Annotated in this window: 25 protein-coding genes and 5 pseudogenes; 14 read left to right on the forward strand and 16 right to left on the reverse strand. The window is 49.5% G+C overall.

Annotated features, from left to right (window positions below):
- Positions 1-27: 27 nt before the first annotated feature.
- On the reverse strand, positions 28-966 hold the full coding sequence (locus VF724_RS00200) for a fumarylacetoacetate hydrolase family protein (RefSeq protein WP_371752203.1): 939 nt from the start codon (positions 964-966) through the stop codon (positions 28-30).
- 39 nt (positions 967-1,005) lie between these two features.
- A complete protein-coding gene (locus tag VF724_RS00205) occupies positions 1,006-2,187 on the reverse strand; it encodes an acyl-CoA dehydrogenase family protein (protein WP_371752204.1) in 1,182 nt (393 codons plus the stop codon).
- Positions 2,188-2,372: 185 nt separating this feature from the next.
- Between VF724_RS00205 and VF724_RS00210 the strand changes: the two genes are divergently transcribed.
- Positions 2,373-3,314, forward strand: coding sequence for a LysR family transcriptional regulator (locus VF724_RS00210; RefSeq protein WP_371752205.1), 942 nt, complete (start codon positions 2,373-2,375; stop codon positions 3,312-3,314).
- 9 nt (positions 3,315-3,323) lie between these two features.
- On the opposite strand, the gene VF724_RS00215 is transcribed toward VF724_RS00210, so the two are convergent.
- Complete coding sequence (locus VF724_RS00215) at positions 3,324-4,013, reverse strand: haloacid dehalogenase type II (RefSeq protein ID WP_371752206.1); 690 nt, start codon at positions 4,011-4,013, stop codon at positions 3,324-3,326.
- Positions 4,014-4,844: 831 nt separating this feature from the next.
- On the opposite strand from VF724_RS00215, the gene VF724_RS00220 reads away from it, so the two are divergent.
- From VF724_RS00220 to VF724_RS00235, 4 genes are all read left to right on the forward strand, one after another.
- Complete coding sequence (locus VF724_RS00220; protein WP_371752207.1) at positions 4,845-5,039, forward strand: hypothetical protein; 195 nt, start codon at positions 4,845-4,847, stop codon at positions 5,037-5,039.
- Complete coding sequence (locus tag VF724_RS00225; RefSeq protein ID WP_371752208.1) at positions 5,036-6,406, forward strand: amidase; 1,371 nt, start codon at positions 5,036-5,038, stop codon at positions 6,404-6,406. The genes VF724_RS00220 and VF724_RS00225 overlap by 4 nt, the downstream gene beginning before the upstream one ends.
- Positions 6,407-6,473: 67 nt before the next feature.
- Positions 6,474-7,658, forward strand: a complete 1,185-nt coding sequence (locus tag VF724_RS00230) for a CaiB/BaiF CoA transferase family protein (protein ID WP_371752209.1) — start codon at positions 6,474-6,476, stop codon at positions 7,656-7,658.
- Between the two features lie 117 nt (positions 7,659-7,775).
- Complete coding sequence (locus VF724_RS00235; protein WP_371752210.1) at positions 7,776-9,131, forward strand: short-chain fatty acid transporter; 1,356 nt, start codon at positions 7,776-7,778, stop codon at positions 9,129-9,131.
- 85 nt (positions 9,132-9,216) lie between these two features.
- On the opposite strand, the gene VF724_RS00240 is transcribed toward VF724_RS00235, so the two are convergent.
- The gene (locus tag VF724_RS00240) at positions 9,217-10,503 is read right to left on the reverse strand and encodes a VTT domain-containing protein (protein WP_371752211.1); all 1,287 of its coding nucleotides are present in this window, start codon (positions 10,501-10,503) and stop codon (positions 9,217-9,219) included.
- A gap of 159 nt (positions 10,504-10,662) precedes the next feature.
- Here VF724_RS00240 and VF724_RS00245 point away from each other — a divergent pair, with 159 nt between their 5' ends.
- Both VF724_RS00245 and VF724_RS00250 read left to right on the forward strand, forming a co-directional pair.
- The gene (locus VF724_RS00245) at positions 10,663-10,929 is read left to right on the forward strand and encodes a hypothetical protein (RefSeq protein WP_371752212.1); all 267 of its coding nucleotides are present in this window, start codon (positions 10,663-10,665) and stop codon (positions 10,927-10,929) included.
- A gap of 116 nt (positions 10,930-11,045) precedes the next feature.
- Positions 11,046-12,467 carry a Na+/H+ antiporter NhaC family protein gene (locus VF724_RS00250; RefSeq protein WP_371752455.1) on the forward strand — a complete coding sequence of 474 codons (1,422 nt, stop codon included), beginning with the start codon at positions 11,046-11,048 and terminating at the stop codon, positions 12,465-12,467.
- Here VF724_RS00250 and VF724_RS00255 read toward each other — a convergent pair.
- The 7 genes and pseudogenes from VF724_RS00255 to VF724_RS00285 form a co-directional block, all read right to left on the reverse strand.
- Positions 12,459-12,704 (reverse strand): hypothetical protein, encoded by a 246-nt coding sequence (locus VF724_RS00255; RefSeq protein ID WP_371752213.1) that lies wholly within the window; start codon positions 12,702-12,704, stop codon positions 12,459-12,461. The two genes, VF724_RS00250 and VF724_RS00255, sit on opposite strands and share 9 nt — an antisense overlap.
- Positions 12,705-12,845: 141 nt before the next feature.
- Complete coding sequence (locus VF724_RS00260) at positions 12,846-12,998, reverse strand: hypothetical protein (protein WP_371752214.1); 153 nt, start codon at positions 12,996-12,998, stop codon at positions 12,846-12,848.
- A 40-nt stretch (positions 12,999-13,038) separates the two neighbouring features.
- Positions 13,039-13,347: pseudogene (locus VF724_RS00265) on the reverse strand (ABC transporter ATP-binding protein); the annotation flags it as partial.
- A gap of 16 nt (positions 13,348-13,363) precedes the next feature.
- Positions 13,364-13,588, reverse strand: coding sequence for a glycerol-3-phosphate responsive antiterminator (locus tag VF724_RS00270; RefSeq protein WP_442788053.1), 225 nt, complete (start codon positions 13,586-13,588; stop codon positions 13,364-13,366).
- Between the two features lie 285 nt (positions 13,589-13,873).
- Entirely contained in the window at positions 13,874-14,593 is a 720-nt protein-coding gene (locus tag VF724_RS00275; protein WP_371752215.1) for a YebC/PmpR family DNA-binding transcriptional regulator, read from the reverse strand.
- A gap of 86 nt (positions 14,594-14,679) precedes the next feature.
- Complete coding sequence (locus VF724_RS00280; protein ID WP_371752216.1) at positions 14,680-16,257, reverse strand: alkaline phosphatase family protein; 1,578 nt, start codon at positions 16,255-16,257, stop codon at positions 14,680-14,682.
- 78 nt (positions 16,258-16,335) lie between these two features.
- Positions 16,336-18,771 (reverse strand): heavy metal translocating P-type ATPase, encoded by a 2,436-nt coding sequence (locus tag VF724_RS00285; protein ID WP_371752217.1) that lies wholly within the window; start codon positions 18,769-18,771, stop codon positions 16,336-16,338.
- Between the two features lie 159 nt (positions 18,772-18,930).
- On the opposite strand from VF724_RS00285, the gene VF724_RS00290 reads away from it, so the two are divergent.
- The 4 genes from VF724_RS00290 to VF724_RS00305 all read left to right on the forward strand — a co-directional run bounded on the left by VF724_RS00290 (position 18,931) and on the right by VF724_RS00305 (position 21,352).
- Entirely contained in the window at positions 18,931-19,371 is a 441-nt protein-coding gene (locus VF724_RS00290) for an Hsp20/alpha crystallin family protein (protein WP_371752218.1), read from the forward strand.
- A 131-nt stretch (positions 19,372-19,502) separates the two neighbouring features.
- Entirely contained in the window at positions 19,503-20,915 is a 1,413-nt protein-coding gene (locus VF724_RS00295; protein ID WP_371752219.1) for a PIG-L deacetylase family protein, read from the forward strand.
- A 64-nt stretch (positions 20,916-20,979) separates the two neighbouring features.
- On the forward strand, positions 20,980-21,156 hold the full coding sequence (locus tag VF724_RS00300) for a hypothetical protein (protein WP_371752220.1): 177 nt from the start codon (positions 20,980-20,982) through the stop codon (positions 21,154-21,156).
- Positions 21,157-21,196: 40 nt separating this feature from the next.
- Positions 21,197-21,352, forward strand: a complete 156-nt coding sequence (locus VF724_RS00305; protein WP_371752221.1) for a hypothetical protein — start codon at positions 21,197-21,199, stop codon at positions 21,350-21,352.
- A gap of 122 nt (positions 21,353-21,474) precedes the next feature.
- Here VF724_RS00305 and VF724_RS00310 read toward each other — a convergent pair whose 3' ends face one another.
- On the reverse strand, positions 21,475-21,894 hold the full coding sequence (locus VF724_RS00310) for a GlcG/HbpS family heme-binding protein (protein ID WP_371752222.1): 420 nt from the start codon (positions 21,892-21,894) through the stop codon (positions 21,475-21,477).
- 186 nt (positions 21,895-22,080) lie between these two features.
- Here VF724_RS00310 and VF724_RS00315 point away from each other — a divergent pair.
- Together VF724_RS00315 and VF724_RS00320 are read left to right on the forward strand one after the other, a co-directional pair.
- Positions 22,081-22,176 (forward strand): annotated as a pseudogene (locus VF724_RS00315) (peptidase); the annotation flags it as partial.
- 95 nt (positions 22,177-22,271) lie between these two features.
- A complete protein-coding gene (locus VF724_RS00320) occupies positions 22,272-22,622 on the forward strand; it encodes a hypothetical protein (RefSeq protein WP_371752223.1) in 351 nt (116 codons plus the stop codon).
- Positions 22,623-22,723: 101 nt separating this feature from the next.
- Here the strand turns inward: VF724_RS00320 and VF724_RS21590 are convergent.
- From VF724_RS21590 to VF724_RS21600, 3 pseudogenes are all read right to left on the reverse strand, one after another.
- Positions 22,724-22,918 (reverse strand): annotated as a pseudogene (locus tag VF724_RS21590) (acyl-CoA dehydrogenase family protein); the annotation flags it as partial.
- Positions 22,919-23,280: 362 nt separating this feature from the next.
- A pseudogene (locus VF724_RS21595) lies at positions 23,281-23,451 on the reverse strand (branched-chain amino acid ABC transporter permease); the annotation flags it as partial.
- A gap of 1 nt (position 23,452) precedes the next feature.
- A pseudogene (locus VF724_RS21600) lies at positions 23,453-23,599 on the reverse strand (enoyl-CoA hydratase/isomerase family protein); the annotation flags it as partial.
- 160 nt (positions 23,600-23,759) lie between these two features.
- Here VF724_RS21600 and VF724_RS00340 point away from each other — a divergent pair.
- Complete coding sequence (locus VF724_RS00340; RefSeq protein ID WP_371752224.1) at positions 23,760-24,314, forward strand: DJ-1/PfpI family protein; 555 nt, start codon at positions 23,760-23,762, stop codon at positions 24,312-24,314.
- Between the two features lie 144 nt (positions 24,315-24,458).
- Here VF724_RS00340 and VF724_RS00345 read toward each other — a convergent pair whose 3' ends face one another.
- Positions 24,459-24,815 (reverse strand): hypothetical protein, encoded by a 357-nt coding sequence (locus VF724_RS00345; protein ID WP_371752225.1) that lies wholly within the window; start codon positions 24,813-24,815, stop codon positions 24,459-24,461.
- Positions 24,816-24,830 lie beyond the last annotated feature (15 nt).

A 24,830-nucleotide genomic window follows, 5' to 3' on the forward strand; every position in this document is an offset into this window, starting at 1 on the left:
TATTGGTTATTCATTCATTCCTTATTTTTATTCGTTTACGACCGGATTCTCCAAAACGCCCAACCCTTCGATTTCAACCCGCACTGTATCTCCATGCTTCATCCAGGACTGCGGATTTCTCGCCTGACCGACTCCGCCCGGGGTGCCTGTCAGAACGACGTCACCCGGCTCCAAAGTCATGATGCCGGACAGGAAGGACACCAGAAAAGGAACGGTGAACACCAAATTCTTCGTGTTGGATCGCTGGCGCTCCACCCCGTTCAAGGTCAGCACGACTTCGCACTGATCCGGCTCCGGCAGGCTTTCCTTCGTGACCAAATGCGGTCCCATCGGCAGCGTGGCGTCGAAGGTTTTTCCCTGCAGCCATTCGTTGGTGCGTCTTTGGAAGTCGCGGACGGACACGTCATTGGCTATCGTATATCCGGCCACATAGTCCATCGCCTCATCCTCCGAAATATGTCTGCCCTTTTTGCCGATGACGAACGCGAATTCCGCTTCATGGTCCAGGTTGTCGGACAATTTCGGCTTCAGAATCGGGTCCCCGGGAGCAACGAGCGTATTGCTGAATTTGGCGAATATAACCGGAATTTTGGGGATTTCCCGGCCCATTTCGAGAATGTGCTCACGGTAGTTCAGGCCCACGCAGACGATTTTGCCCGGATTTTGCACCGGCGCCTCCAGCTTCACATCGGCCCCCTCGTAATACAATTTCTTGTTGACATCCGCGGAAAAATCCGAGCTGCCGACATAGGCGACGCTCTCTTTGGCCAGCGCCATGCTTTCTTCCCCGCCCCGCAAAAACTCGACCATATTCGTCGGGCAATAGGTATTGGCCAGCTTCTCCGCATGCGCCTTTCCTTGGCTTTCCAGAAGCAATCTGCAGGCTGTGTTCAAATCGATATACCTTTCATTTTCAACTGCCGCTATTCTTTTTTCTCCATCGACGCTTACGGTTGCTATGCGCATGTGTAAACCCTCCATTTTTTTCTATGGTTTTTAGTGTATTTAAGAGATAAGTGAATCCTTTTGGCTTAACGGCAGCCCAAGCTCGAGCTTGCCGAACATTTCGCCCAGCCAATCCATATTAAACGTAATATGCATGGATGAGGCCTGTACATCCCGCCAATACCGCTGCAGCGGGTTGGTTTCGTAAATCACGCCCGCTCCGCTGTGGTCCATCATCGTTTTGACGGCTTGGTTGCACAACTTGGCGATAAACCCGTAATTTCGGCGAATCCGCAATTTTTCATAGGTGTCGATCGGCTCTTCGGAGCGAAGCCGCTCCAGCGTTTTTTCAAACAGCGCCTCGGCGGCGGCGATCGTTGCCGAAACCTCGGCAACACGAATTTGCTGATGGGTAAAATCAGCCACTTTCACGCTTCTCGCGGTCAGCTTGCTTTTGATCGAATCTCTCCAAAGCTCGTATGTACCCACGCTTGCCCCGAACAAGGCGGACGTGAGACATACAGGCATCGCGGCATATAAAGGATGCTTGTAGAGCGGTGCGTCGTTGAGCTTGTTGCCGGGTCCATCGCCCTTTTGGCACCAGGAGATCATATCGATCGTTCGGTGCTCCGGCACGAACACATCCTTCAGCCGCAGGTTGTTGCTGCCGGTTCCTTTTTGTGCGGTGGTTTTCCAAGTATCGAGGACCGTGTAATCGCTTCTTGGCACCACCATCATCACAATTTTCGGCATTTCTACGGGTTCATTCGTTTCAATTCCCGTATAGAGCATCGCCCAGTCGGAATGGTCAACCCCCGACGAATAGCCCCAGTCTCCGTTAACAAGATACCCTCCCTCAACCGGAGTCACCTGATTCTCTGAAAAAGGACTGAAAGAAGTGGTGATGCAGGCATCCGGATTTTCCCCCCAAACGTCTCGCTGGGCCGCCTCCGGAAAGTAAGCGAGCATCCACGAATGCACGACAAGCAGGGAAAAGATCCAGCCCGCCGACGGATCGGCTTTGGCGATTTCAACGGTCGTTTTATAAAAAGTGTCAAAACCCAGCTCGCTGCCTCCCCAACGCTTGGGCATCAGCATCCGAATGAATCCTGAGTCGATAAATTCTTCAATCGTTTCCCTCGGCTGACGGCGGAATTCTTCCGTATAATTCGCGCGCGACTTGATGCTCGGAACCAAGTTTTTCGCTCTGACGACAGCTTCCTCATGAGTCAAAGATGCCAATGGAAGCCCAGCCCCTTTCTAAGTATAATCAATTCCTTTCTTCAATGGTATAGATAACGGCGAATTTTGTGAAATACCCGTAATTTATTTCCGTAATAAGATTTGCTTATTACCATTGAACGGATAAATCACCGCTGTTATAATCAATAATCAATACCCTGTTTGCTCAGAATCGGAGGTACCCCATGGATATTCGTCAACTGCGTTATTTCATCTCAGTGGCGGAGCATTTGAATTTCACGGAAGCCGCCAAGCAGCTGTTTGTCGCGCAGCCTGCGGTGAGCCAGCAAATTGCCAATTTAGAGAAACAAATGGGTGTTCAGCTGTTCATCCGCGACAAGCATTCCGTTCGGCTGACCAACGCCGGAACGGTTTTTCTGAAGGATGCCCAGGACATTTTCAGCCGGTTTGAGGAATCGATTGAAAGAGCGCGGCAAGCAGAGCATGGCTTAATCGGAAAATTGAACATTGGCTTGCTGAGCGCGCCGGTCCGAAAGCTTTTACCTCATCTGGTCCGGCAATTTCGGCAAAAATATCCGAACATCCATATCCATTTCAACTTTTATCATCTCGCGGAGCTTCTCGAAAAACTCAAGGCCGATGAAATCGATCTTGCCTTCACCCTGTCGCTTGGACTGCATAGCATCGGCGGACTTGAAATCCGATCTTTATGTACCCAGCCCCATTGCATTATCATGCATCAGGACCATCCCATGGCGAATCGCAAAAGCATCAACGTAGCGGAATTGGCTCAAGAGCCTTTCGTCATGCTCGAAAGACAGGAATCTCCCCCGGGGTTCGATCTCGTAATGGCCATGTGCGCAAACCACGGTTTTTCACCGAGCATCGTCAGTCAAACCTCGCGCGTCGAAACGGTTTTGATGATTGTTGATTCGGGCATCGGCATCACGATCATGCCGAGGCATCTGCAGCTGTACAACAGTCCCACGCTTCGCTTCATCAATATCGAAGGCGACGATCACAAGGTTGATGTGGTGGCCTCCTGGAAAAAAATGAACACGAATCCGACGATCTCCCTGATCATTGAAGAAATGGAGACACTCCTGTCGCAGCCGCATGACTTTTTTTCATTTATGTCCTCGTCTTCCGACACGGATGAACGATGAAGTGAAAGCTTATAAGATTTCCAAAAGTGCGTTCAAGCTGCTCATCTCATAGTTAGGCCGATATTTTGCGTCAATCAGGAAATCATTGAACCGATTGCTCCAGGCCACAACCATTCCTGCGGCGATGGCTCCCATTGTGTCAAAAGGCGATCCGGCAACATGGAGCACTTCTTCTCTGGACAGTCCCAGTTGCTTGAGCGGCAGTTCATAAATTCGGGGGCTGGGCTTATAGGCTTCGGCTTTGTCCGCCGAAAAAATATAATCGAATTTGATTCCGCAATGTTCTGCCACAGCTTCCAGCATATCTTCGTCACCGTTTGAGAGAATGGCAATTTGATAACCCCGGTCTTTGATTTCAGCCAAAACCTCCTTCACCTCAGGCCAAGGATTTAATTTGCTCCAGTAATGAACCATCTCTACTTTCTGCGATCCGTCCAGCTCCGCTCCGAATTTTTGCAATGCATACTCCAACGCGCGCATCGTAATGGTTTTGTAAGGCAAGAAGCCGTTATTCATGGAATTGTTCAGCAGCAAATAATTCCATTGAGTGTTCCGCCACAGCCGGAATATCGAAAGCGCATGTTCTTGTTCAATGCTGAGCAGCCGGCCAAGGTGTGGAGAGATGCTCCCCTCGATATTCATTAATGCCGTGTACACATCAAAACAGATTAATTTGAATGAATGACTTTGTGAGCTCAAATGAAATTCCTCCCCGCTTGTTTTTGTCATACTAAGTATAATGGCCGTCTCGATCAAATAAAATGGAAATCTTTATACTTTCTTTTTAGACTTACCTCTCAGCCGACAATGTTAATTAACAGGCATCCATTTAAGTTTGGACTCCGTATGATGACCGCACATGATAGGTGTGAGCATAAGCAACTGCATATGATGTAGGCAAAGTTTTTTTAGGGGGAATCACGATTGATACGAAAAGCGAGGAAAATGCCTCTCATCAGGGTATTCACGTCTTAGTCCGTATCTGAACTGTAAAGTCGGTGGACCAGGAACCAACTATGCAAATACGGCAGTGGAACCATGGCTGGCGGTCAGTCCCAAAACAGTTGGAAAGGGTAAACCCCTCCTGATGGGTACATGGCAGCAAGACAGGTGGTCCAACGGCGGTGCACACGGCCTGGTTGCAACCTTCTCTAAAGATGGAGGGAAAACATGGAAACGAACGACCCTGCCATTCAGCAGGTGCGCAGTTCCACGCCTTAAGTTAAGGATTATTTTCCGTCCAGGAAAAGAAAATCAGAGCGATGGGAATCTAATCGTTATTTACTCCAAAGTAAATCCCCCGTCCGCAAGAAACCCGGTGGATGTGTATACAACTGTGATCAGAGTCAATGCATAAGGTACTCCTCATAACTATCGGGATGATGAATACGGTTATGACTTTTTTCATTTATGTCGCCTTGACCAAGTAAATTGGAAATCTGTATACTTTCTATAGAGGCCTGCCTCATATTTCCAAATGGATTTGAGCAAGCGTTTTCACTGTTTGATTTTTGGAGGGAGGAACAGCAATTGACTGCCAAAGAGAAGAATGACCGGAATGCGTTCGAAAAAATCGCCGAATCCCTGTTGAACGCACATTCTGCCGAGCGGATCAGCGCTTTGCCGCTTGAACGGCATCTTTCGGAGCTTGAAACACTCCGTAAATTCAGGCTGAAACGGGAAACCGAACCACTGTTCATGCCGCGGGGGAGGAATCTCGAATGACCCGTCCCCACCTTTATGATCTGACCATCTCCGAAGCCTCCCGACTCATTCACTCCAAAGAATTGTCTCCCGTTGAACTGACGCAAGCGTGCCTGAATCGGATCGATCAGGTGGATGAGCGGGTTCAGGCTTGGGTAACCGTTGTTCGCGAGACGGCACTCCGTGATGCGGAGGCGGCGGAGCATTCCATTTTGCATGGTGAAAGCTCCAGTCCTCTGCACGGCATTCCTTTCGGCGCCAAGGATTTATATTATACAGCCGGAATCCGGACAGCAGGTGGCTCCCGAATAGACGCCGATTTCATCCCGACGGAGGATGCCGCCGTCATTACAAGGCTTAAGTCGGCCGGCGCGATCCTGCTCGGCAAAACCACGACCACCGAGTACGCTTTCTTCGGAGGCGTGCCGCCCACCCGCAATCCCTGGAACCTGAACCACACTCCCGGAGGATCAAGCAGCGGTTCGGCAGCGGCTCTGGCGGCCTCCATGGCGATTTTTACGTTGGGCACCCAGACAGCCGGCTCTTTGTCGCGCCCGGCATCCTATAATGGACTGACCGGCCTGAAGCCGACTTACGGACGAATCAGCAAGGCCGGCATTATGGCGGGCAGCTGGAGCCTCGATCATGCCGCCGCATTTACCCGAACGGTCGAAGACGCGGCAATGGTGCTCAATGTGCTGGCCGGCCCCGACCGCAACGATCCGGCGACCCTTGACGCTCCGGTTCCCGACTACACGAGGGCATTGGAGCAGGACATCGGGGGCAAGGCCATCGGCATTCCCGATTCCTTTTTCTTCGATGATATCGATGCAGAGACGGCAAGAGCGGTGGACGCCGCGCTTGAAGTTTTAAAGAGCCTCGGCGCCCGGATCGTTTCTGTATCCTTGCCGCCCAGCTTTGCGCAAGCCAACATCGCCCATCGTGTCGTAATGAACTGCGAAGCTGCGGCCTACCATAGGGACTCCTATCGAAATAATGCCGACATGTACAATCCAAGCCTGCGGGAAATGATCGAGCTGGGGCTGCTGACCCCTGCGGCCGATTATTTGCAGGCACAGCGGATTCGCACCGTTTTCAGGGAAGAATTAAGCGCCCTGCTGCGGCAGATCGATATTCTGGCCGCACCGTCCGCCCCGACTCCGGCGCCTGAGGGAATTGCACACACCGGATCTCCCGTTTTTAACATTCCCTTTACAAATGCCGGTGTGCCTACAATAAGCATTCCGGTCGGCTTTTCGCAGAATACCGGCCTGCCGGTCGGCCTGCAAATGGCGGCCCGGCCGCTGAATGAGGAAGTGCTCATTTCATTTGGACATGCTTATCAAAAAGTCACGGACTGGCACAAAACACGACCTGTGCTAACTTGATAATTCACTTCCGCTTAAAAATATTTCAATGTGAATTCCACAAACACATACAGATGGGACCGATAATATGAAAAAAGCTTTGGAAGGTGTACGAATCTTAGACTTGACCAGAGTTCTTGCAGGACCTTATGCATCCATGGTGCTGTCCGATCTCGGCGCGGAGATCATCAAGATCGAAACGCCCGGCAGCGGGGACGATTCAAGGGGCTACGGGCCTTTCCTCAACGGGGAAAGCGGTTATTTCATGAGCGTGAACCGCAACAAAAAAAGCCTGACGTTGAACTTGAAAACAGAGGAAGGAAAACAAATTTTCTTCGAGCTGCTTAAAGACGCAGACGTGATCATGGAAAATTTCCGTCCGGGCACGATGGAAAAACTCGGTTTGGCGTATGAAGAGCTGGAAAAAGCCAATCCGGGAATCATTTATGCCGCCTGTTCCGGTTTCGGCCACTCGGGACCCTACAGCCAAAAGGCCGCATACGACATCATTGTGCAAGCCATGAGCGGCATGATGAGCATAACGGGAACGCCCGGTGGCCCCCCGACCCGAACCGGCGCTTCGATCGGCGATATTACCGCCGGTCTGTTCACCGCCATCGGGATATTATCCGCGCTGTTTCACCGAATGCAAACAGGCCAAGGGCAGAAAGTCGATGTAGCGATGCTGGACGGGCAGGTCGCCATTTTGGAAAATGCGGTCGCCCGCTACTTTGCTACGGGCAAATCGCCGGAGCCGATCGGTAACCGCCATCCCTCGATCACCCCTTTCTCCGTGTTTTCCGCCTCCGACGGATATCTTATTATCGCCGCAGGAAATGATTATCTATGGAGCAAATGGTGTGAGGCGGTCGACAGAATCGACCTGGAAGAGGATCCCCGGTTTAAGACAAACTCGGACAGGACTGAACATTGGGAGCAGCTTGAGACCATCATGAACGATGTGATCGGAACAAAGACAGTTGAGGAATGGCTGGAACTGTTTGAACGCAACGGCATTCCTTCCGGCCCGATTAACAACCTTGAAAAGGTCGTACAGCACCCGCAAGTGCTGGCCAGAGAAATGATCGTCTATCAGGATCATCCGGTCGCCGGACGGGTGATGATGCCCGGCATCCCCATCAAACTTTCAAAAACGCCGGGTGAAATTACGGCACCCGCACCGCTTTTAGGTGAACATACGCAATCGATTCTTACAAATTTGGGATATACGGATGACGAGATTTGCCGATTAAAAGAACTTGGAGTCATTTGATTAATTAAATTTAAATTCTATTTTTTAACTTATTGACCAAATTAAGCGCTTTCCATTATACTAAATTATGTTTATAATTTTCCAAATATTCTACTAAACAAGGGGAGTTGGTATGAATTGATTCAAAGACTGGGGAATGTGCTAACAAGAGTTTCTTACAAGTATTTGCCCGATCCGTTTATTTTCGCGATTCTGTTAAGCCTCGTCGTATTTATCATGGGAATTGTCATCGCGGGTCAAACCCCATTCCAAATGGTTCTTCACTGGCAGAACGGTTTTTGGCAATTATTGACTTTTTCTATGCAGATGGCGCTCATTATCGTGCTTGGATATGCTGTAGCTGACTCTCCTATTGTTAACCGTTGGTTGAAAGCGCTTGCAGCAACCGCGAAGAATTCTCGTCAAGCGGTTTATATCGTTGCATTGGTCGCAGTCGTCGGCGGGCTGATCAGCTGGGGCTTCGGACTCGTTCTCGGTGCTCTGTTTGCCAGGGAAATGGGGAAATCCGGCTATCAACGCGGGATCAAGATGCACTATCCGCTGCTCGGCACGGCCGCATATTTGTCCATGATGGTCTGGCATGCGGGTTTGTCCGGTTCCGCTCCTCTGCTGGTGGCGACAAAGGGCCACTTCCTGGAGAGCAAAATAGGAATCATCCCGATTACGGAAACCTTATTCAATCCGATGAATATTACTGTCATTATCGCTTCATTGGTCCTGGTGCCTCTGTTTGCACTTTGGGTTCATCCAAAAAACAACAATGAATTGCTGCCGATTGATGCGATCATATCCCGGGAAGAACTGGCTGCTACCGCCGAATTGCAGGCAACTTACGCAGCTGAAGAAATGACGCCGGCCAGCCGGCTCGACAACAGCAGAATATTGTCTTGGATTGTCGGTCTCGGAGGACTCATCTATATTGTTTATTATTTTAGTACCAAAGGGTTTAACCTGACCCTTGACATCCTTAATGCGATTTTCCTGTTTGTCGGCATATTGTTGCACGGAACTCCCATGAGATATGTAAAGTCCGTTGCCGAAGGAACCAAAGGGGTCAGCGGTGTACTCCTGCAGTTCCCGTTCTATGCCGGGATTATGGGAATGATGCAAAGCTCGGGATTAGTCGCAATTATCGCCCAGTGGTTTGTTGCCATTTCAACCACCACAACTTATCCGTTGTATACCTATATCAGCGCGTGCATTGTAAACTTATTCGTTCCTTCCGGCGGAGGGCAATGGGCCGTCCAAGGCCCGATTATGGTGGAAGCAGCGCCTGCTCTCGGCGTATCTTACCCAAAAACGATTATGGCGTTGGCCTATGGCGACCAACTGACAAATATGGTTCAGCCGTTCTGGGCTATTGCATTACTGGGGATTACCGGCTTGAAAGCCCGGGATGTTATCGGCTACGCAGCAGCAATTATGTTCATGGGATTCTTTATTTTCGCCATTGCAACATTCTTGCCTGCCTAATCGGTTTGTCGTTCAGATGCGAACAGGCATTTGGCAAGCCCGGAGAGGCAATCCGCGCGACAAGCATCGCGCGGATTGCGTTTTTCTACGCCTTTTTCGCAAACAGCCGGAAAATTTCCATGGTCACTATATTGAGATAAAGCCAAAATCCGCCGAACACATATCCTGCCGCCGCATCGCTCGGATACAGTTTCCCGAAATAAATCAGACTCAAACCGCCAAGGATGGAAAGGATAATTGTCAGCAAAGGGGACAAATATCGAATCCATTTGCTTCCGTGGTGCCGGATCAATAAAAAGGCGGCAAATCCAAAGACAATCAGCATCATAAAGGTCGGTTCGCCGGGAAAAGTGTACGGTACGTTCAAATTTGCGGGAGCAGGGCCCACCCGTTGGAACAAGCGCCTTAACCCCTCTTCCCACAATTCTCCGCCGAGGATCACAATGATTAAAAAAACGGACTCCAGCATTCGGTCTTTTCCTTTGATCAGGATCCACAAAAAAGTCAGCACCGCTATGGATCCCAGCAGCTTCCAGGAAGACAGGAGCGCAAAGAAGCTCATCCAGATTGACCATTTGTCATCAAACAGTGCATGAACCAGGAATGCGGACACATCATCAAACTGCGTAAATTCATTGGCCAACAAATCCTGAATCAAGCCGACCATGAGCGCAAACAGCGATACCAGTACAAGAAACCAAACCACAACCAGCATCTCTACTTTGCGTGCGGAATGCAGGATTCTTTCCCCTCTTTTCAGGGCTTTCACGGTCCAATCCATGAGCGGAAGCTTATATTTTTTGTACAAATAGAACAATATGAACAAAAGGGCTATGAAAATAGTCCCGATCAGCAGGTATCGCTTGATCGAATTATGGTATTTCTCCCATTGGGGACCGAACAGTTTGCCTAAAGAAACGAATACGGAAGCCCAGATCAACGCCCCGGAATAGGCATAGAGCATATAGACCCGAAACGAAATGCCGGTAATGCCCGAGAAGTACCCCGTCAGATGACGGACCCCGGTAATGAAATAGTTGATCATGATGACCTTGTATCCGGACTTTTGAAACCATTGGGACATCTTTTCCAAGCGTTCCGGACCCATATGGATTCGGGAGCCGTACTTTTCAAAAAAGGGTGTCCCCAATTTATAGCCGATCCAGTAAGCCAAGGTCATGCCGATGGAGCTTCCTACCCCCGCAATCAATATGCTTGCCAGCCAATTCAATTTTTCTTGATAAACCAGAACCCCGCCGTAACCCATGACGACTTCAGCCGAAACCGGAAGGAACAGCAGCTCCAGCATGGGCACAAAAAACAAGACGGTATAACCATGCTGATCGATCCAATTCATGATCAAATTTAACATAATCCCTCTTCTTTCGAATTCCAGCTTTTTTACATTATACCCCAGGACGCTTTATATTTAAAAAGACCGGGCAAACTTCTAAAAAGTTCACGGCTATTTTTCAAACCAGGCGAACTTTTGAAATCAAACGGCAGTCCCTTTATACAGGGGGTTGAATTTGTGGATCTCAGTCAAATTATCCGTGAGGCGAAAAACGCCTATGCGATGCTCGGTGATCGGATGGAAGCGGAAGATGTCTCCCAAGAGGCTTTTATCAAGGTTTATACCTCTTTCCAAATTTGCGTTTATGCATGCATTGCCGGTGATCCTTTTATCCATACCGCTTTTTACGGCAAGTTCAGGCGTCGTTTCAATTATTTCCCGTTTTTCGGGGGATTGTTTGCATTGATCTTTTTATGGATTTCTTTAGGCGCAGCCACGACGTAGTTCCGTGAAAAGTTAAAACGGAGAAAGATGAAGAATAAAGAGGGCAAATCACATATTTAGTCGATCAACAGAAGATAATATCCATGATCTTGATGATATGGAAGGAGCAGGTCGTCATGCATGCTTCATGGGTATCTCTTCTGCCTTTTTTAATCGTTATCCCCGTTTCGATTTGGACCAAGCAGGTACTGCCGGGGCTATTCGTTGCGTTGATTGCGGGATGCTATCTGAAGGCGCCGACTTTCATGGGCGGATTGAGGGAAATGCTCAATTACACCGTGGATAATTTGGTAAAATCCAACAATACTCGCATTATCCTGTTCCTGTACGTCTTTGCCGGACTGATCAATATGATCAAGATGGCCGGAGGAATCAAAGGGTTTGTTCATCTTGTCAGCAAAAAAGTCAAAACCAAGCGCAGCGCCATGCTGTTAACCTGGCTTACCACAATGGGAACGTTCAGCGATCCAGATTTCCGCATCGTGACGATTTCCCCGATCATGAAAGCTTTGCGAAAACGCTTGAAAATGTCTGCCCAAAACATCGGCTTCGCCATCGAAGTGACGTCCAATCCCGTCGTCGGCTTGATCCCGATCGCCACCGCTTTTGTCGGATATATGGTCTCCGTCATCGATACCGCATTAAAACATAACGGAATCCATGAAAAAGCGTATACCGTATACGTGAAGAGCATCCCCTTCAATTTTTACTCCTTTGTCATCATTCTGGTGGGTCTGTATTACAGTTTTTTTAAACACAGCAAACAAGATATGAATTCTGCCGATCAACCATCTGAGCAAGGGAATGAAGAAGAGGAAGTCCTGAAAATGTGCCATCGCGCATACGAGGAAGATACCCCGGCCAAGCCTTGGAATTTGATCCTGCCTCTGTCCGTCGTCCTGATTTTGACATTGTTCTTGAGTTGGTGGGACGGCCGTGCCAAGGCGAAAGGATTTTTTGACGCGTTTCTTCACAGCGATGCGCTTGGCGTGATGCTGGAATCCCTGCTGATCGGGTTTATTTTCACCTTGGCTTTCCTGCTATTCCAAAGGTTTTCGATTCAAAATACGGTAAAAGCGTTCGTGGACGGCGGCAATGAGTTGATGTCGGTCATCATCCTGCTTGTCCTGATTTGGAGTGTATCCACCGTATCGGAAGACCTCGGATTTTCAACCTATATCACGGATCATGTGAAGGGCTGGATTCCTCATTTCTTTATTGCGCCTGTCATTTTTTTGCTGGGCGGGCTCATTTCTTATTTCATCGGTTCATCCTGGGGAACCTGGGGACTTTTAATGCCTCTGGGCGTCACATTGGCGCATCAGGCGGATGCGAACATCCTGCTGGTGATCGGCGCGGTTTTTGCCAGCGGGACGTTTGGAGCCTTCACCTCACCTCTAAGTGATAATACGGTTACGTTATGCACGATATTGGATCTGCCCGTCATCCAGTATGCCCGTACGAAGCTCGTTCCCTCGCTCATCGCCGCGGGAATCAGCGTGATCCTGTTCGGTGCTGCGGCCTTCTTGCTAAAATAAACGATCGGATTCGCTGATCAATTGTCTTAATTTGCCGTTTCTCTCCTCTCGATCTGCTTCAGGCGCCAGATCGTACTTTTTCAGGAGATGAAACAATTCGTTTAATGTGTGCTGCGAGAGCTCGCCTTTCAAGAAAAGCATCAAATCTTTGCTTAAAGCTTCCGGCAAATAATCCAGCTGGCTTTCGAGCTTGTTCAGCACATCCTGCCGTGAATGGTCAAGCTTGCATTCTCCCATTGCACATCACCTCCTTCCGATACTTTTAAATATACCATATTGTCAGTTAAAATCCATTCTCTGTCCGTCTTCGGGAACGATCACTTGTGCTTGCAGCTGCCGGTTCGCCAGATAAGAGTTTAATTGGCTTCTTGTCAGCAGTCAATGGTTCCAGCTGTCCATATGCACGGCGATGACTTTGGTTGACGGAAGATTTACGCAGACCTGAAGAATATCTTCGCCCGTCATAGCGGATTGAAGCACAAAACCGGAAACCAGCCCCATTTTTTGTCCGATCTCTCCGGTTCCATGCATTCCTCCCGTTCTCGAAATTTTAAACGGATTCCATTCAATCCCGGTTGCGCAGGCCGAAAGCGATGTTTTCATATACGCTCATCGACGGATACAGCGCATAATTTTGAAACACCATCGCCAAATCCCGTTTTCCCGGCGGCACGTCATTGACTTTTTGGCCGCCGATCCAGATTTCCCCATCCGTCACCTTTTCAAGTCCCGCGATCATGCGGAGCGTCGTCGACTTTCCACAGCCCGATGGGCCGACAAACACTGTAAAAGAACCGTCCGGTATCGTCAAATCCAGATCCTTTACCACCGACTGGCTGTTGTACGATTTGCTTACCTTCTTGAACGTTACATTTGCCATTTGTCATCTTACCCTTTCATATGTCGTAGCTGATTCCGCCGATTCTTTCCATATGGAAAAATACCGGAATGCCGCGGGCCTTGAACAGGTCGACATATTGCTTGATCACCCCGATGTTGCCAATTGACAAAACGGCTGCGCCAACCTGGGATTCAAGGGCTTTATCCAGAGATTTGAAATTTTTCACAGAAGCGATGATTCGGTGCCGCTCCAGCCTCTCGTAAAAATCGCTCATCTTCATGAGTAGCCGCCTCCCAACCGCAAAAAAACCGTAAGCAGAAGTCCAAAAATATTTGCATATTTTGGCCGTTTCCGACTAAGGTTTCTCCATATCTCCAACCCGAATTATTCACTTGTCCATAATCATCTTAATACCTCAGTATTAATTCACGATAAATTGCTTGTAAAAAAGTTGTAAATCTTTCCTTTTTGATCCACTCTTTTTATTCTTATGACCGAAAAAAAGAGGCTCTTTCGAATCATCGAAAAAGCCTCTTTGTTATGCATGGAATTTGCTTGTTGCCGCTCATTCACCCGAATCCACATTGTGATAGACCTGCTGCACATCTTCCAAATCTTCCAAAGCGTCAATCATTTTTTCAAATTGGGCTTGCGCATCACCTGAAAGAGTAACATCACTTTGCGCCAGCATGGTAAGCTCGGCAACGGTAAATTCGGCAATCCCCGCATTTATGAATGCTTCCTGAACGGCATGGAACTGGTCGGGTTCGGCATAAACGATAACCGCTTCGTCTTCTTCGATGATGTCGCGAACTTCCACATCCGCTTCCATGAGGATTTCAAGCGCTTCATCCGCTGTTTTGCCTTCCAGACCGATGACGGCGGTTTCAGTAAACATATAGGCTACGGATCCGCTGACTCCCATGTTGCCGCCGTTTTTATTAAAAGCGGAGCGCACTTCCGCCGCAGTGCGGTTCACATTATTGGTCAGCGCGTCCACGATCACCATGGAGCCGTTTGGTCCGAAGCCCTCATAACGCAGCTCGTCATAGCTTTCTTCCGAATTGCCCTTCGCTTTTTCGATCGCCCGGTCGATAATCGCTTTCGGCACACTGTACGTTTTGGCGCGCTCAAGCACGACTTTAAGCGCCCGATTGGATTCCGGATCCGGTTCGCCTTGCCTTGCCGCTACGTAAATTTCTCTTCCGAATTTTGCATAGATGCGGCTCGTATTCGCGTCCTTCGACGCTTTTTTGTCCTTGATATTATTCCACTTGCGGCCCATAATTCCACTCTCTTTCAACCAAGTTATTCATAGCTTTCATTATACCTCATATTTGCCGCGAGTTTAAGAATCCAAAATATCCTGCCCTATTTTTTTAAGATTTTTAACAGCCATTTTTTCAGATCCTTAATCCGCAGATGGTCCGGATTTGACGGTGTGCCGACAATCATCATCGGAATAAGCGAATCCTCTTTGTGCAAGGATCCGTGGCCTGCTCCTCCGGGATGAACGGGCGAGCTTTCATCGGCAAATTCATATCCCGGTTTGGCGTCAATCACAAGAAAATTTCCTTTGTGCGAATGCAGAGCCCCGTACAGTCTTGCCAAAGCATCCGGATAAGCTCCGTAGTGAATCCGGTGACCGATTGCGCGAATATCCAAAATACCGGGGTCCCCTTCCATTGACCACGATTGACCGTATTCATCCTTATATTTTCCGGCGGGCCGATAACTGAGCGTTTGATGATTCTTGCCGGTTTTCACTAGAATCGATTGCTTTTGCTTCCAGGCGATCACATTGATCCTGTCGTCCTGCTGCAAACGATGAACGAGCTCAGGCAAGGGCAACTGCCGATCCAGAATGTAGATATAAGCCATTCGTTCGTTAATGCCGAACACAATCCGATCTTGGGCACCGGCTGCTTTTCCTTTTTGAGGCATGCGGTATTGGCTAAGCAGCTCATTTAACCGGATAATCGAGCGTCTTCGGTCTTTTCCGATTTCCGTTTGCCCGCTGTCTCCTATGACAATCCAAATCGTATTTTTCAAGGCATTCTCCCAGGAACCGAAAGCATCCAGAATCGTGCGCAATTGTTCATCCGCTTTCTCGATTCCTTCCTGGACCTTCGAACCTTTTTCGTGAACCGACAGATCGTTGTCCGGAAAATACACAATCGATAGATCGGGAAGAAGCCTGTTTCGGATCAAATAGACCAGTTCCTGGCTTGAAAAAGCATCGTTGATGCCGTAGCCCCGCCATACAAATGTATTCGACTGGTTTGAAGGGTTCAGTTGTGAGGCCGCACCGAAAGACAGCCATTCGGGGCCGTATGTTTTTATGGATTTGGGCAGTGAACCGGCATGGGCAATCGATTCCGGTATGCGCAAGGAATGCCCGGTTCTTCCCCTGTATACAAATACGTTGATCGACGCGCTGGTTTTTCCTTTATCGGCAAGCTCCTCATGTATGGTTGGGATTTCGGGATTCAAGTGAGTATTGTTCAATTCATGCAACGTATCCAGCAGAACCTGCACCGGCCCCTGTTTGATGATATCCTTCAAGCCATTGCCGTAATTGACCATGCGCTTTTCATTCTCATGGTACCAAACCAGGCCGGGAACATGATGGATATCGGCATAGGTTCCCGTTAACAGCGTGCTGTCGATCGTCACGGACATCGTCGGAAAGGAACTGACGACATTCGGAAAATAACTGCCGTGACTCATGAGAAACTGCAAAGCAGGCGCACGGTTGAGACCGATAGCTTCCCGCAGCGGCTGATCCATTAAAGAATCGATGATCAGCAGAATCACACGTTTGGAGTTGTTCAGCGCAAGCGGAGTTTCCGAAGACAAATGGGAGGGCTGCTGGGATTCTTTGCGGCAGCCGGGTGAGAGGATCAAAACAAGGCTTGCAAAAACTGCCGTCATTCTCCTAAAGTTCATGAATAACCACCTTATCCTTCTGCTGGCAAGTACTTTAGGATTATCATTTCCACACAAGCCCAAAATTACTTCAATATATTACGGCTTGACGCGCTGCAGGCGCAGCGCATTCAGCACGACGGACACCGAGCTCAACGCCATCGCGGTCCCGGCGACCCAGGGAGCGAGAAACCCCACGGCGGCAACCGGGATGCCGAGCGAATTATAGGCGAGCGCCCAGAACAAGTTCTGCCGAATATTGCCCATCGTTTTGCGGCTCATGTAAATCGCGTCGGCAATCCCGTTCAGATCGCCCCGCATTAACGTGACGTCCGCCGTCTCCATCGCCACATCCGTGCCGGTGCCGATCGCCATGCCGATGTCCGCCGTTGCCAGCGCCGGCGCATCATTGATCCCGTCTCCAACCATAGCCACCTTTTTGCCCTGGGCTTGCAGCTTTTTCACTTCCACGGCCTTTCCTTCCGGCAGCACCTCCGCCAAAACCCGATCGATCCCCGTTTGACGGGCAATCGCCCGCGCAGTCCGTTCATTATCCCCCGTAATCATAATGACTTCAATACCCATTTGCTTTAAACGCGCCACCGCTTCCCGCGATGTTTCTTTTATCGTATCGGCTACCGCGGCAATTCCTGCATATCGGCGGTTAATGGCGATCAGCACTGCCGTTTTTCCCGCTTCCTCCAGCTGTTCCATTGACGCTAAAGCCCGATCCGCAGATATCCCATATTTCTCCATAAGTCTGCGGGTGCCCGCGAGAATTTCCTTGCCTTCCACAAACGCGCGAATGCCATAACCGGGAATCGCTTCGAATTCATCGGCTTGAGGCAGGTCAATGCCTTTGGCCGAAATGCCGGAAACAATCGCCTGAGCAAGCGGATGCTCCGAATTTTTCTCGGCAGCGCCAACCAACCGCATCAAGACGCTCTCATTCGCCGTATCGGCTGCAAGGATATCTGTCAGCTCGGGCTTCCCCTTCGTAATCGTACCGGTTTTATCGAGCACAATCGCATCGATCCGATGGGTGGATTCCAGATGCTCGCCGCCTTTGAACAAAATCCCCAGCTCGGCAGAACGGCCGGAGCCCGCCATGATCGATGTCGGAGTTGCCAAGCCGAGCGCGCACGGACAGGCTATCACCAACACGGCAATCGCTTTTTCCAAAGCACCGGCGAAATTTCCGGGAGCCGCCCAAAAATACCAGATCAAGAAAGTCACAATCGCGATGCCGACCACAATCGGTACAAAAATGCCCGAAATGGCGTCAGCCACCCGCTGAATCGGAGCCTTCGAGCCCTGCGCCTCTTCCACGACCTTAATAATTTGCGCCAGAGCCGTCTCTCTTCCGACCTTCAACGCTTTTATCTTGAGAATGCCGTTATGATTGACGGAAGCACCGATGACCGTGTCCCCCGCCCGTTTTCCCGCGGGCATGCTTTCCCCCGTCAGCATCGATTCGTCGACCGAGGAATTGCCCTCGATCACTTCCCCGTCGACCGGAACTTTCTCGCCCGGCTTGACGAGCACGATATCGCCGACAACAACCTGCTCGACAGGCACGCTGATTTCCCGACCGTCCCGCAACACAAGAGCGCTTTTCGCGCGCAGTCCCATCAAGCTTTTGATCGCGTCGGACGTGCGTCCCTTGGCCAGCGCCTCAAATAGTTTGCCCAGAACGATCAGCGTGATCAGAATGGCGCTTGTCTCATAATACATCGCCGGGGTATAATGGGCTTGGTGTTCGCCCATACCGGACCACACCAGCGTCAGGTACAAGCTGTAAAAATAGGCCGCCGACGTGCCGAGCGCGACAAGCACATCCATATTGGCGCTTTTGTTGCGCAGCGCTTTGTAAGCACCGGCATAAAACGGCTTCCCGACAACAAACTGCACGGGGGTAGCCAGCACAAGCTGAACCCATGGATTCATAAACCATGAAGGTACCCAAATAAAAGAGGTAAACGCGAAGTGGCCGACCATCGACCAAAGCAACGGAAAGGAGAGAATCGCCGCGGCCGCAAACCTTCTTTTTTGCCGGACGATTTCCTTCCGCCGGTGATCCTTGACGTCATCCGCCTTGTCCGCTTTGGGGACGGCTTTATAACCGAGCCGCTCCACCTTATCCATCATTTCTTCTATTGTAACGCTTGAAGGGGAAAACTCCACATGCGCTGTTTCCAAGGCAAAGTTGACGTTTGCCGCGGTCACACCGGGCAGCTGGTTCAGCCCTTTTTCAATTCGATTGGCGCAGGCTGCGCACGTCATTCCGCTGATTTGAAAGTCTGCTGTTTCTTTAACAGCAGCATAACCCAAATCCTCAATCCGTTGCTCCAAATCGGCAAGGGAAACCTTCTCCGGATCATAAGCGATCGACGCTTTTTCTAAAGCGAAATTAACATTGGCCTCGGAAACTCCATCCATTTTTCCTAAGCCTTTTTCGATTCGATTCGCGCAGGCTGCACAGGTCATCCCCGAAATTTGCAGGGTTGCGTGCTGTCTTTGTTCCTGCCGGTCCATCTAAACCACTCCTCTATCATCCTACGCTTTAAATAGTATACCCCCCTACTGTATATGTCAACATGGATTTAATGTGCTTGTTTGATTAAAGATGAATAATTCACGATATGATTGGTAATAGTATGTACGAAAAAAATGATTTTCAGGGAGGTTTTTAATGTGCCTTTAGTACCTTATGATCCGTTTCGCCAACTGCACAATTTCAGACGGGAGTTTGACCGGTTCTTCAACGTCGATTTTCCTTTTTTTAGAACAGGATCGGAAAACCAGGGCAATTTAAGCATGGATGTTTACGAAACGGAAAATGAAGTGGTCGCTGCATTCGATATCCCGGGCTTGGAGAAAAGGGAAGATGTGAATATCGATATCGAAAATAACGTTCTATCGATTCATGGAACGGTTAACAGGGTAAATGAAGTGAAGGACGAGCATTTTCACCATCAGGAGCGCTTTGTCGGACGTTTCCATCGTTCAATAGCCCTGCCGTCCAACGTTTCTTCCGAAGGCGTCAAGGCGACCTACAAAAATGGAGTGCTTGAAATCCGCATGCAAAAGCTGCATGGAGATGCGAAGAAAAAAATCGACGTCCAGTTTCATTGACAACGAAAGTAAACCAAGCACCGATAAAGCAGTTCGGTGCTTTTTTATTGCCCCCGGAGAATCGGTGAACCGAACACGGGTCATGCTATCATCAATAACTGCTGTCAAGACAATAACAAGGGGCAGTCAAAATGAACAAGATATGGAGTTACTCAATCATCGGCTTTCTCTTTCTGTTGATCATATTGGCTTATACGGAGTATCATGCCGAACTCACCGACCGCTCTGACGAGAGCCACAGGCAGGCTGATCCTCACGAAGCCTCCTATGTTCCCGGTCTTAAAACCTTAATCATCGCTCCACATCCGGATGATGAAACGCTCGGCGGAGCAGGCGCGATGCTGAAATCAGCGGCAGCCGGCCGAAATGTGAAGGTCCTGCTGATGACCAGCGGGGATGGGTATAAGAAAGCTGCGGCCAATTACTTTGGCATTTCTGAACCCGGTCCGAAGGAATTTCTCCGGCTGGGAAACCTGCGGCATCAGGAAAGTTTGAGGGCCGTTCGGCATTTGGGTGTCCACGATAGGAACGATGTGGTGTTCCTCAACTATCCTGATGGAGGCGTCAACGGATTGTGGGAAGCCAACTGGGACTGCACGAATCTTCACCGCGGTTTGAACGGCGGCACGCACGCTCCCTACGATTACAGCTATGAAAAAAACGCGCCGTATTGCGGAGCCAACGTTGTGAAAAACCTGGAGCAAATCCTGCATGACTTTCAACCGACGGACATTATTTATCCCGATCCGAACGATCAGCACCACGACCATTGGGCAACCAGCGCATTCATCAAATACGTGCTCGCCAAAAACAGGTATGCGGTCAACGAATGGACCTATCTCGTACACCGTACCGATTTCCCGAAGCCCTTAGTGCATGACGGCGATTTGCCTCTGAAGCCGCCGCTGGTGATGGAAGATTTGGATGCGCAATGGTACGAGGTGGCGATGAACGCGGAAGCACGCAAGCGAAAACTGGCCGCCGTCCGGGAATATGCCACACAAACGAAGAGAATGGATCTTTTTTTGGAGGCTTTTGTCCGAAAAAACGATTTATTGGAGACTTATCCTGACCCTATATTGAAGATGGTTCAAGGGCCAGTCTCCAGCGCGGAAATTCCCAGCTTGTTTCCGGATGCTTATGCAGACACGCTGCAGGACAAGCTGGAACCCTTCGCGGATATTGTCTCCATCGGAGGGGGGCTGGATCGGGAGCGTTTTTATGTAAGTATAGAGCTCAATGCAGCGATTCATCCGGGTATTGCCTACGATATTCGGCTGAGAATTTTTCGGCCGCAGGCGATTGACCGGTTTGACCTTTCGTTTCAACAAGGGCAGCTGCGCGCGGTGAAACATGCCGACAACAGCCTGGAGCTGACTCCCGATATATCAATCGAAGCGAATGAAAACCGGATCATGCTGAGCTTTCCGGCCGAAATCGTCCAAGGTGCGGAGGGCTTCATGATCAGCGCGGATTCGATCTCCCAGGGCAAACGCATAGACAAAACGGCCTGGAGGCTCATTCGGATGCCTTTCGCGTCATAAATTTCCGGCAAACGACGCATAGTAAAAACTGGGGAAATTCCCCGGAATACGGAGGTGAATGACTATGGCGACAAGCCGGAATCATCAAAAAGCGCACGGCATCGGACAAATTGAAGAGCAATTGAACGAGCAGGCGGAGGCGGCGGAGGCCATCCAGGGCGGGAGCGAGACCGATCGGGAAATCGCCAAATCGGCGAACCGCGATGCTCGCACTTCGTTGGATGAGATTATCGATAAATAGCATTAAAAAAAACAACAAAACCGGAAAGAGGGTGAAGTGCATGACAAACCAAGAACGGAAATCCGGTCCCGACCTGCATACTCATCAGTCGGGAGTGATGGATCTGAATAAAACGATTGTTCGGGGGCAAGCGGAGAAGATTGAGGAACGGAAACAGGGACCTGGAGCTTTTGACGCCCGTGATCAAGAGATATGATGCAAATCCCGCAAATACTGTGTCGGCCATAGAAAGCAGGGGATGCATTAGGCGCATCCCCTGCTTCGTGTTACCAGCCAAGTTCATTGCATTGACATTCCAAAAACAGGCGCGTTAAATCTTCAGATAACGGCCTCAAAATCCGCAGCGGCAATTCCCTCAACCGCGCACAATTCGTCTTCATCCGAGCTAGCTCCGCTGACTCCTACAGAACCGATGACTTGTCCTTGCTTCTTGATCAATACCCCGCCGGGAACCGGAACAAACTTCCCGCCCGAAATGGAGATCAGGGAGTTCATGAATTGGGGCCGATCCGCGAACCGCAAACCCAATTGCCGGCTCGAGAACCCCATTGCCAACGCTCCCCATGCTTTCCCGCAGGCAATATCATTTCTTAATAGGGTGGCTCCATCCTCTTTCAACAGCAGCTTGATCTGCCCGCTTTCATCCAAAACTGCGATGCTCAAAGCCGGCAGCCCCATTGATCGCGCTTTTTCCACCGCCTTTTCCGCGATGATCTGCGCTTCTTTTAGAGTCAGCATATGTAATTTCCCCTTCCGTTCAATTGCTGTATTTTCGTTTCAATTATACAGGATGACACTCCGGATTGGCAAAATCTGCAGTTCGCAGTCCAATGGAAATATCAGGGAATTTGTTCAATTTGGTGCGCATATTCATATACATACTGTTATGGATACATAATTTAATTTGTAGGAGCGGATTATATGATGAGCAAAAAAGTTCTGATTCTTGCGGGAGATGCCGTCGAAGCGTTGGAATTTTATTACCCCTGTTTTCGTGTTTTGGAGGAAAGCTTTGAGGCCGGAAATAATCCGCTAATTCTATTATTCTTTCATCCAACCGTTAAGAGACTGCCAAACATAGAATAGAGCAACCTTGAAAGAGGAGGTGAAAGAATATGTTTAAGGTCAAAAACTATAAAAAAATCGTTCTAAACGCAAAAGCCAAAATCAAAGCGAAAGGCAAGGTGAAAATCAAATCCTTTGGTGCGCCAGCCGCACCAGCCCTGTACGGGTTCTACGGAGGTTTTAACATTCCTGCGATGAAGCAAAGACTTGCTTTGTATGCTGACGCCGCCACAGTAGTCACTGTAATTTTGGAACACTGCTACTTCCGTGGACGAGTCATATCGATAGGCCAAGAATCCTTTGACGTCATCGTTCTGGATCCCGGAACAGCCGAACTGACAGTCGGTTCGCTTGTGATCGTAAGCTTTTATCAAGTCAACGCGATTGGCACCGCCGCTTAAAAACCAAACCTCATATCGCTGCAAACAGGCAGGGGATGCAACGGATGCATCCCCTGCTTCGTTTAAACTCATGCGCAAATGTTAGCGATTGCCACCCGCGGCTATCTATTTTTTTCGATCAATCTCGATATTACCAATCTTTCAATTTCCGCTGTGCCTTCCCAGATCTGATAAATCTTCGCATCCCGCAGCCATTTTTCCACGGGATATTCCCGGATATATCCGTAGCCACCGAGAATCTGAATCGCTTCCAGGGCGGCATGCACGGCGGTATCCCCCGCAAACAGCGGCGCCATATAGCCGTCATAACGGGGAGAATCCGCACCGTCAATGAATTGCCCGATTCCGTAATCTTCGGTTCGCTCGTGTAAGCCATGATCAGGAAATTATCCTGTTCGTTAAAGACCTGCATGGCAAAGACACCGCCGCTGTGAGGGGTGAAAATCACCGGCGTTTGGTTCTCCTGCAGCAGCCTTTTGGCATTGGAGCCCGTTTCATTGGGCAGATATTTGTCGTCCAGCGATACGAGATTGATCGTATAGGACTGGCCGTTGACTTGGAAGCCACCGCTGCCGTTGATTTCGTTGACCGCCATTATGTTGGAAACAGTCAGGCTGTTCTGAAGCCGATTCTTCTCGCTCGACGAAAAGTTCGTCAGCTGGGCCTCCGGAGATTTAAAAGAAATAGTGCCGATAGAAGACGGAGCCGGAATCCCGATCAGGCCGCGGACGCCTCCCGTCAAATCATCCCATTTGTAGATGACCAAATAGATGACGTAGCCGACACACAGCGTGTATATGGCAAAAAAGTGTTCCTTTGTGCGCAGCGCAGGCGATAATCGGTTTGTCCAGATCCTGCATGGCCAGGATCAGCTCATTCAATTTGCCGATGTGACGGTAGATCTGCAGCGGCTGATTGTACTTGCCCATCGTTTTCACATCCCCGCCGGCGCTGAAGGAGCGCCCGGCCCCCGTCATCTCCCAGTCAAACAGCCCGACCATTCTGGAAAAATCGTCCCCGTCAAACATCGCATTGTTTAATTTGTAGTCGTATAACTGCAAATTTGGCTTAATTTTGCGTGCGTATTCATATACTTAATCGTAAACCTATTAAAGAAACCATGGGAGTGATTTTTGTATGGGCAAAAAGATTTTGATTCTTGCGGGGGATGCCGTCGAGGCGCTGGAAGTGTACTATCCGTATTTCCGCGTATTGGAGGAGGGCTATGAGGCCGTGATTGCTTCACCGAACAAAAAGGTGCTGCGCACGGTTGTTCACGATTTTGAAGGCTGGGATACGTATACCGAAAAACCGGGATATCAAATTGAATCCCAGATCGCCTTTTCGGAAGTCGATCCGTCCGAGTTTGACGGATTGATTATCCCTGGCGGACGGGCGCCGGAATATATCCGGCTGGATGAAAACATCCCGCGCATCGTCGGTCATTTCTTTGAAGCGAACAAACCGGTAGGGGCGATTTGCCATGCAGCTCTGGTTCTCGGGGCGCTGAAAAACAATCAATTTTTCGAGGGACGCACAATGACAGCATATACAGCATGCCAAATAGACGTGGAAAACCTTGGCGCGCGTTATACAAAAGATACGCTGCACGTAGACGGCAAGCTCGTCTCCGGTCATGCCTGGCCCGATTTGCCCGGATTTATGAGGGAATTTTTGAATTTATTAGGCTGACATTACTTTTGCGGCAAACTGCTAAGAAAAAAAAGCCTGGGAAGTTTTTCATGCCAAAAAGAATTTGCCTTTCCGAATGACCGGAAACTGATAAATTCTTATGTGGTCAAAAGCGGTCATCGCGCCTTTACGCGATGACCGCTTTCATTTTGCTCCGGCTTGCTTGCTCTTCGCTTCCCGATAACGATCCAACCCGTTGGCCCCGAAGAAAAACATCGCCATCAGATCATCCTTGCTTTCCCATTTCTCAAAATCCTCCGGCAGATATTCATATAGATCGGCAATAGCAGCTTCCTGAAGCATTTTGGAAACCACGACCAGCTGATGCGGCTTAAGGTTGTTTTCCTTTTGACACATCTCCATCAGACGTTTAAACACATCCACAACATGATCCTGCTCCTGCTTATTCCACGCTACGGCGGTTGTGCTGAACTCGGTGATAATGCCGGCCGCTCTATCTCTCTTTTCTGCATCCAGTTCACTCCACAATTTCGCTTCCATACCAGAGCACTCCTT

Origin of the sequence: Ferviditalea candida, from assembly GCF_035282765.1 — a bacterium.
Taxonomy (GTDB): Bacteria; Bacillota; Bacilli; order Paenibacillales; family KCTC-25726; genus Ferviditalea; species Ferviditalea candida.

Excerpts from the sequence above, each read along its gene's own strand:
- VF724_RS00200 (WP_371752203.1), bottom strand. The coding sequence starts at position 966 with ATGCGCATAGCAACCGTAAGCGTCGATGGAGAAAAAAGAATAGCGGCA.
- VF724_RS00210 (WP_371752205.1), top strand. The coding sequence starts at position 2,373 with ATGGATATTCGTCAACTGCGTTATTTCATCTCAGTGGCGGAGCATTTG.
- VF724_RS00225 (WP_371752208.1), top strand. The coding sequence starts at position 5,036 with ATGACCCGTCCCCACCTTTATGATCTGACCATCTCCGAAGCCTCCCGA.
- VF724_RS00230 (WP_371752209.1), top strand. The coding sequence starts at position 6,474 with ATGAAAAAAGCTTTGGAAGGTGTACGAATCTTAGACTTGACCAGAGTT.
- VF724_RS00240 (WP_371752211.1), bottom strand. The coding sequence starts at position 10,503 with ATGTTAAATTTGATCATGAATTGGATCGATCAGCATGGTTATACCGTC.
- VF724_RS00250 (WP_371752455.1), top strand. The coding sequence starts at position 11,046 with ATGCATGCTTCATGGGTATCTCTTCTGCCTTTTTTAATCGTTATCCCC.
- VF724_RS00255 (WP_371752213.1), bottom strand. The coding sequence starts at position 12,704 with ATGGGAGAATGCAAGCTTGACCATTCACGGCAGGATGTGCTGAACAAG.
- VF724_RS00260 (WP_371752214.1), bottom strand. The coding sequence starts at position 12,998 with ATGCATGGAACCGGAGAGATCGGACAAAAAATGGGGCTGGTTTCCGGT.
- VF724_RS00270 (WP_442788053.1), bottom strand. The coding sequence starts at position 13,588 with ATGAAGATGAGCGATTTTTACGAGAGGCTGGAGCGGCACCGAATCATC.
- VF724_RS00275 (WP_371752215.1), bottom strand. The coding sequence starts at position 14,593 with ATGGGCCGCAAGTGGAATAATATCAAGGACAAAAAAGCGTCGAAGGAC.
- VF724_RS00280 (WP_371752216.1), bottom strand. The coding sequence starts at position 16,257 with ATGAACTTTAGGAGAATGACGGCAGTTTTTGCAAGCCTTGTTTTGATC.
- VF724_RS00285 (WP_371752217.1), bottom strand. The coding sequence starts at position 18,771 with ATGGACCGGCAGGAACAAAGACAGCACGCAACCCTGCAAATTTCGGGG.
- VF724_RS00295 (WP_371752219.1), top strand. The coding sequence starts at position 19,503 with ATGAACAAGATATGGAGTTACTCAATCATCGGCTTTCTCTTTCTGTTG.
- VF724_RS00300 (WP_371752220.1), top strand. The coding sequence starts at position 20,980 with ATGGCGACAAGCCGGAATCATCAAAAAGCGCACGGCATCGGACAAATT.
- VF724_RS00305 (WP_371752221.1), top strand. The coding sequence starts at position 21,197 with ATGACAAACCAAGAACGGAAATCCGGTCCCGACCTGCATACTCATCAG.
- VF724_RS00310 (WP_371752222.1), bottom strand. The coding sequence starts at position 21,894 with ATGCTGACTCTAAAAGAAGCGCAGATCATCGCGGAAAAGGCGGTGGAA.
- VF724_RS00320 (WP_371752223.1), top strand. The coding sequence starts at position 22,272 with ATGTTTAAGGTCAAAAACTATAAAAAAATCGTTCTAAACGCAAAAGCC.
- VF724_RS00340 (WP_371752224.1), top strand. The coding sequence starts at position 23,760 with ATGGGCAAAAAGATTTTGATTCTTGCGGGGGATGCCGTCGAGGCGCTG.
- VF724_RS00345 (WP_371752225.1), bottom strand. The coding sequence starts at position 24,815 with ATGGAAGCGAAATTGTGGAGTGAACTGGATGCAGAAAAGAGAGATAGA.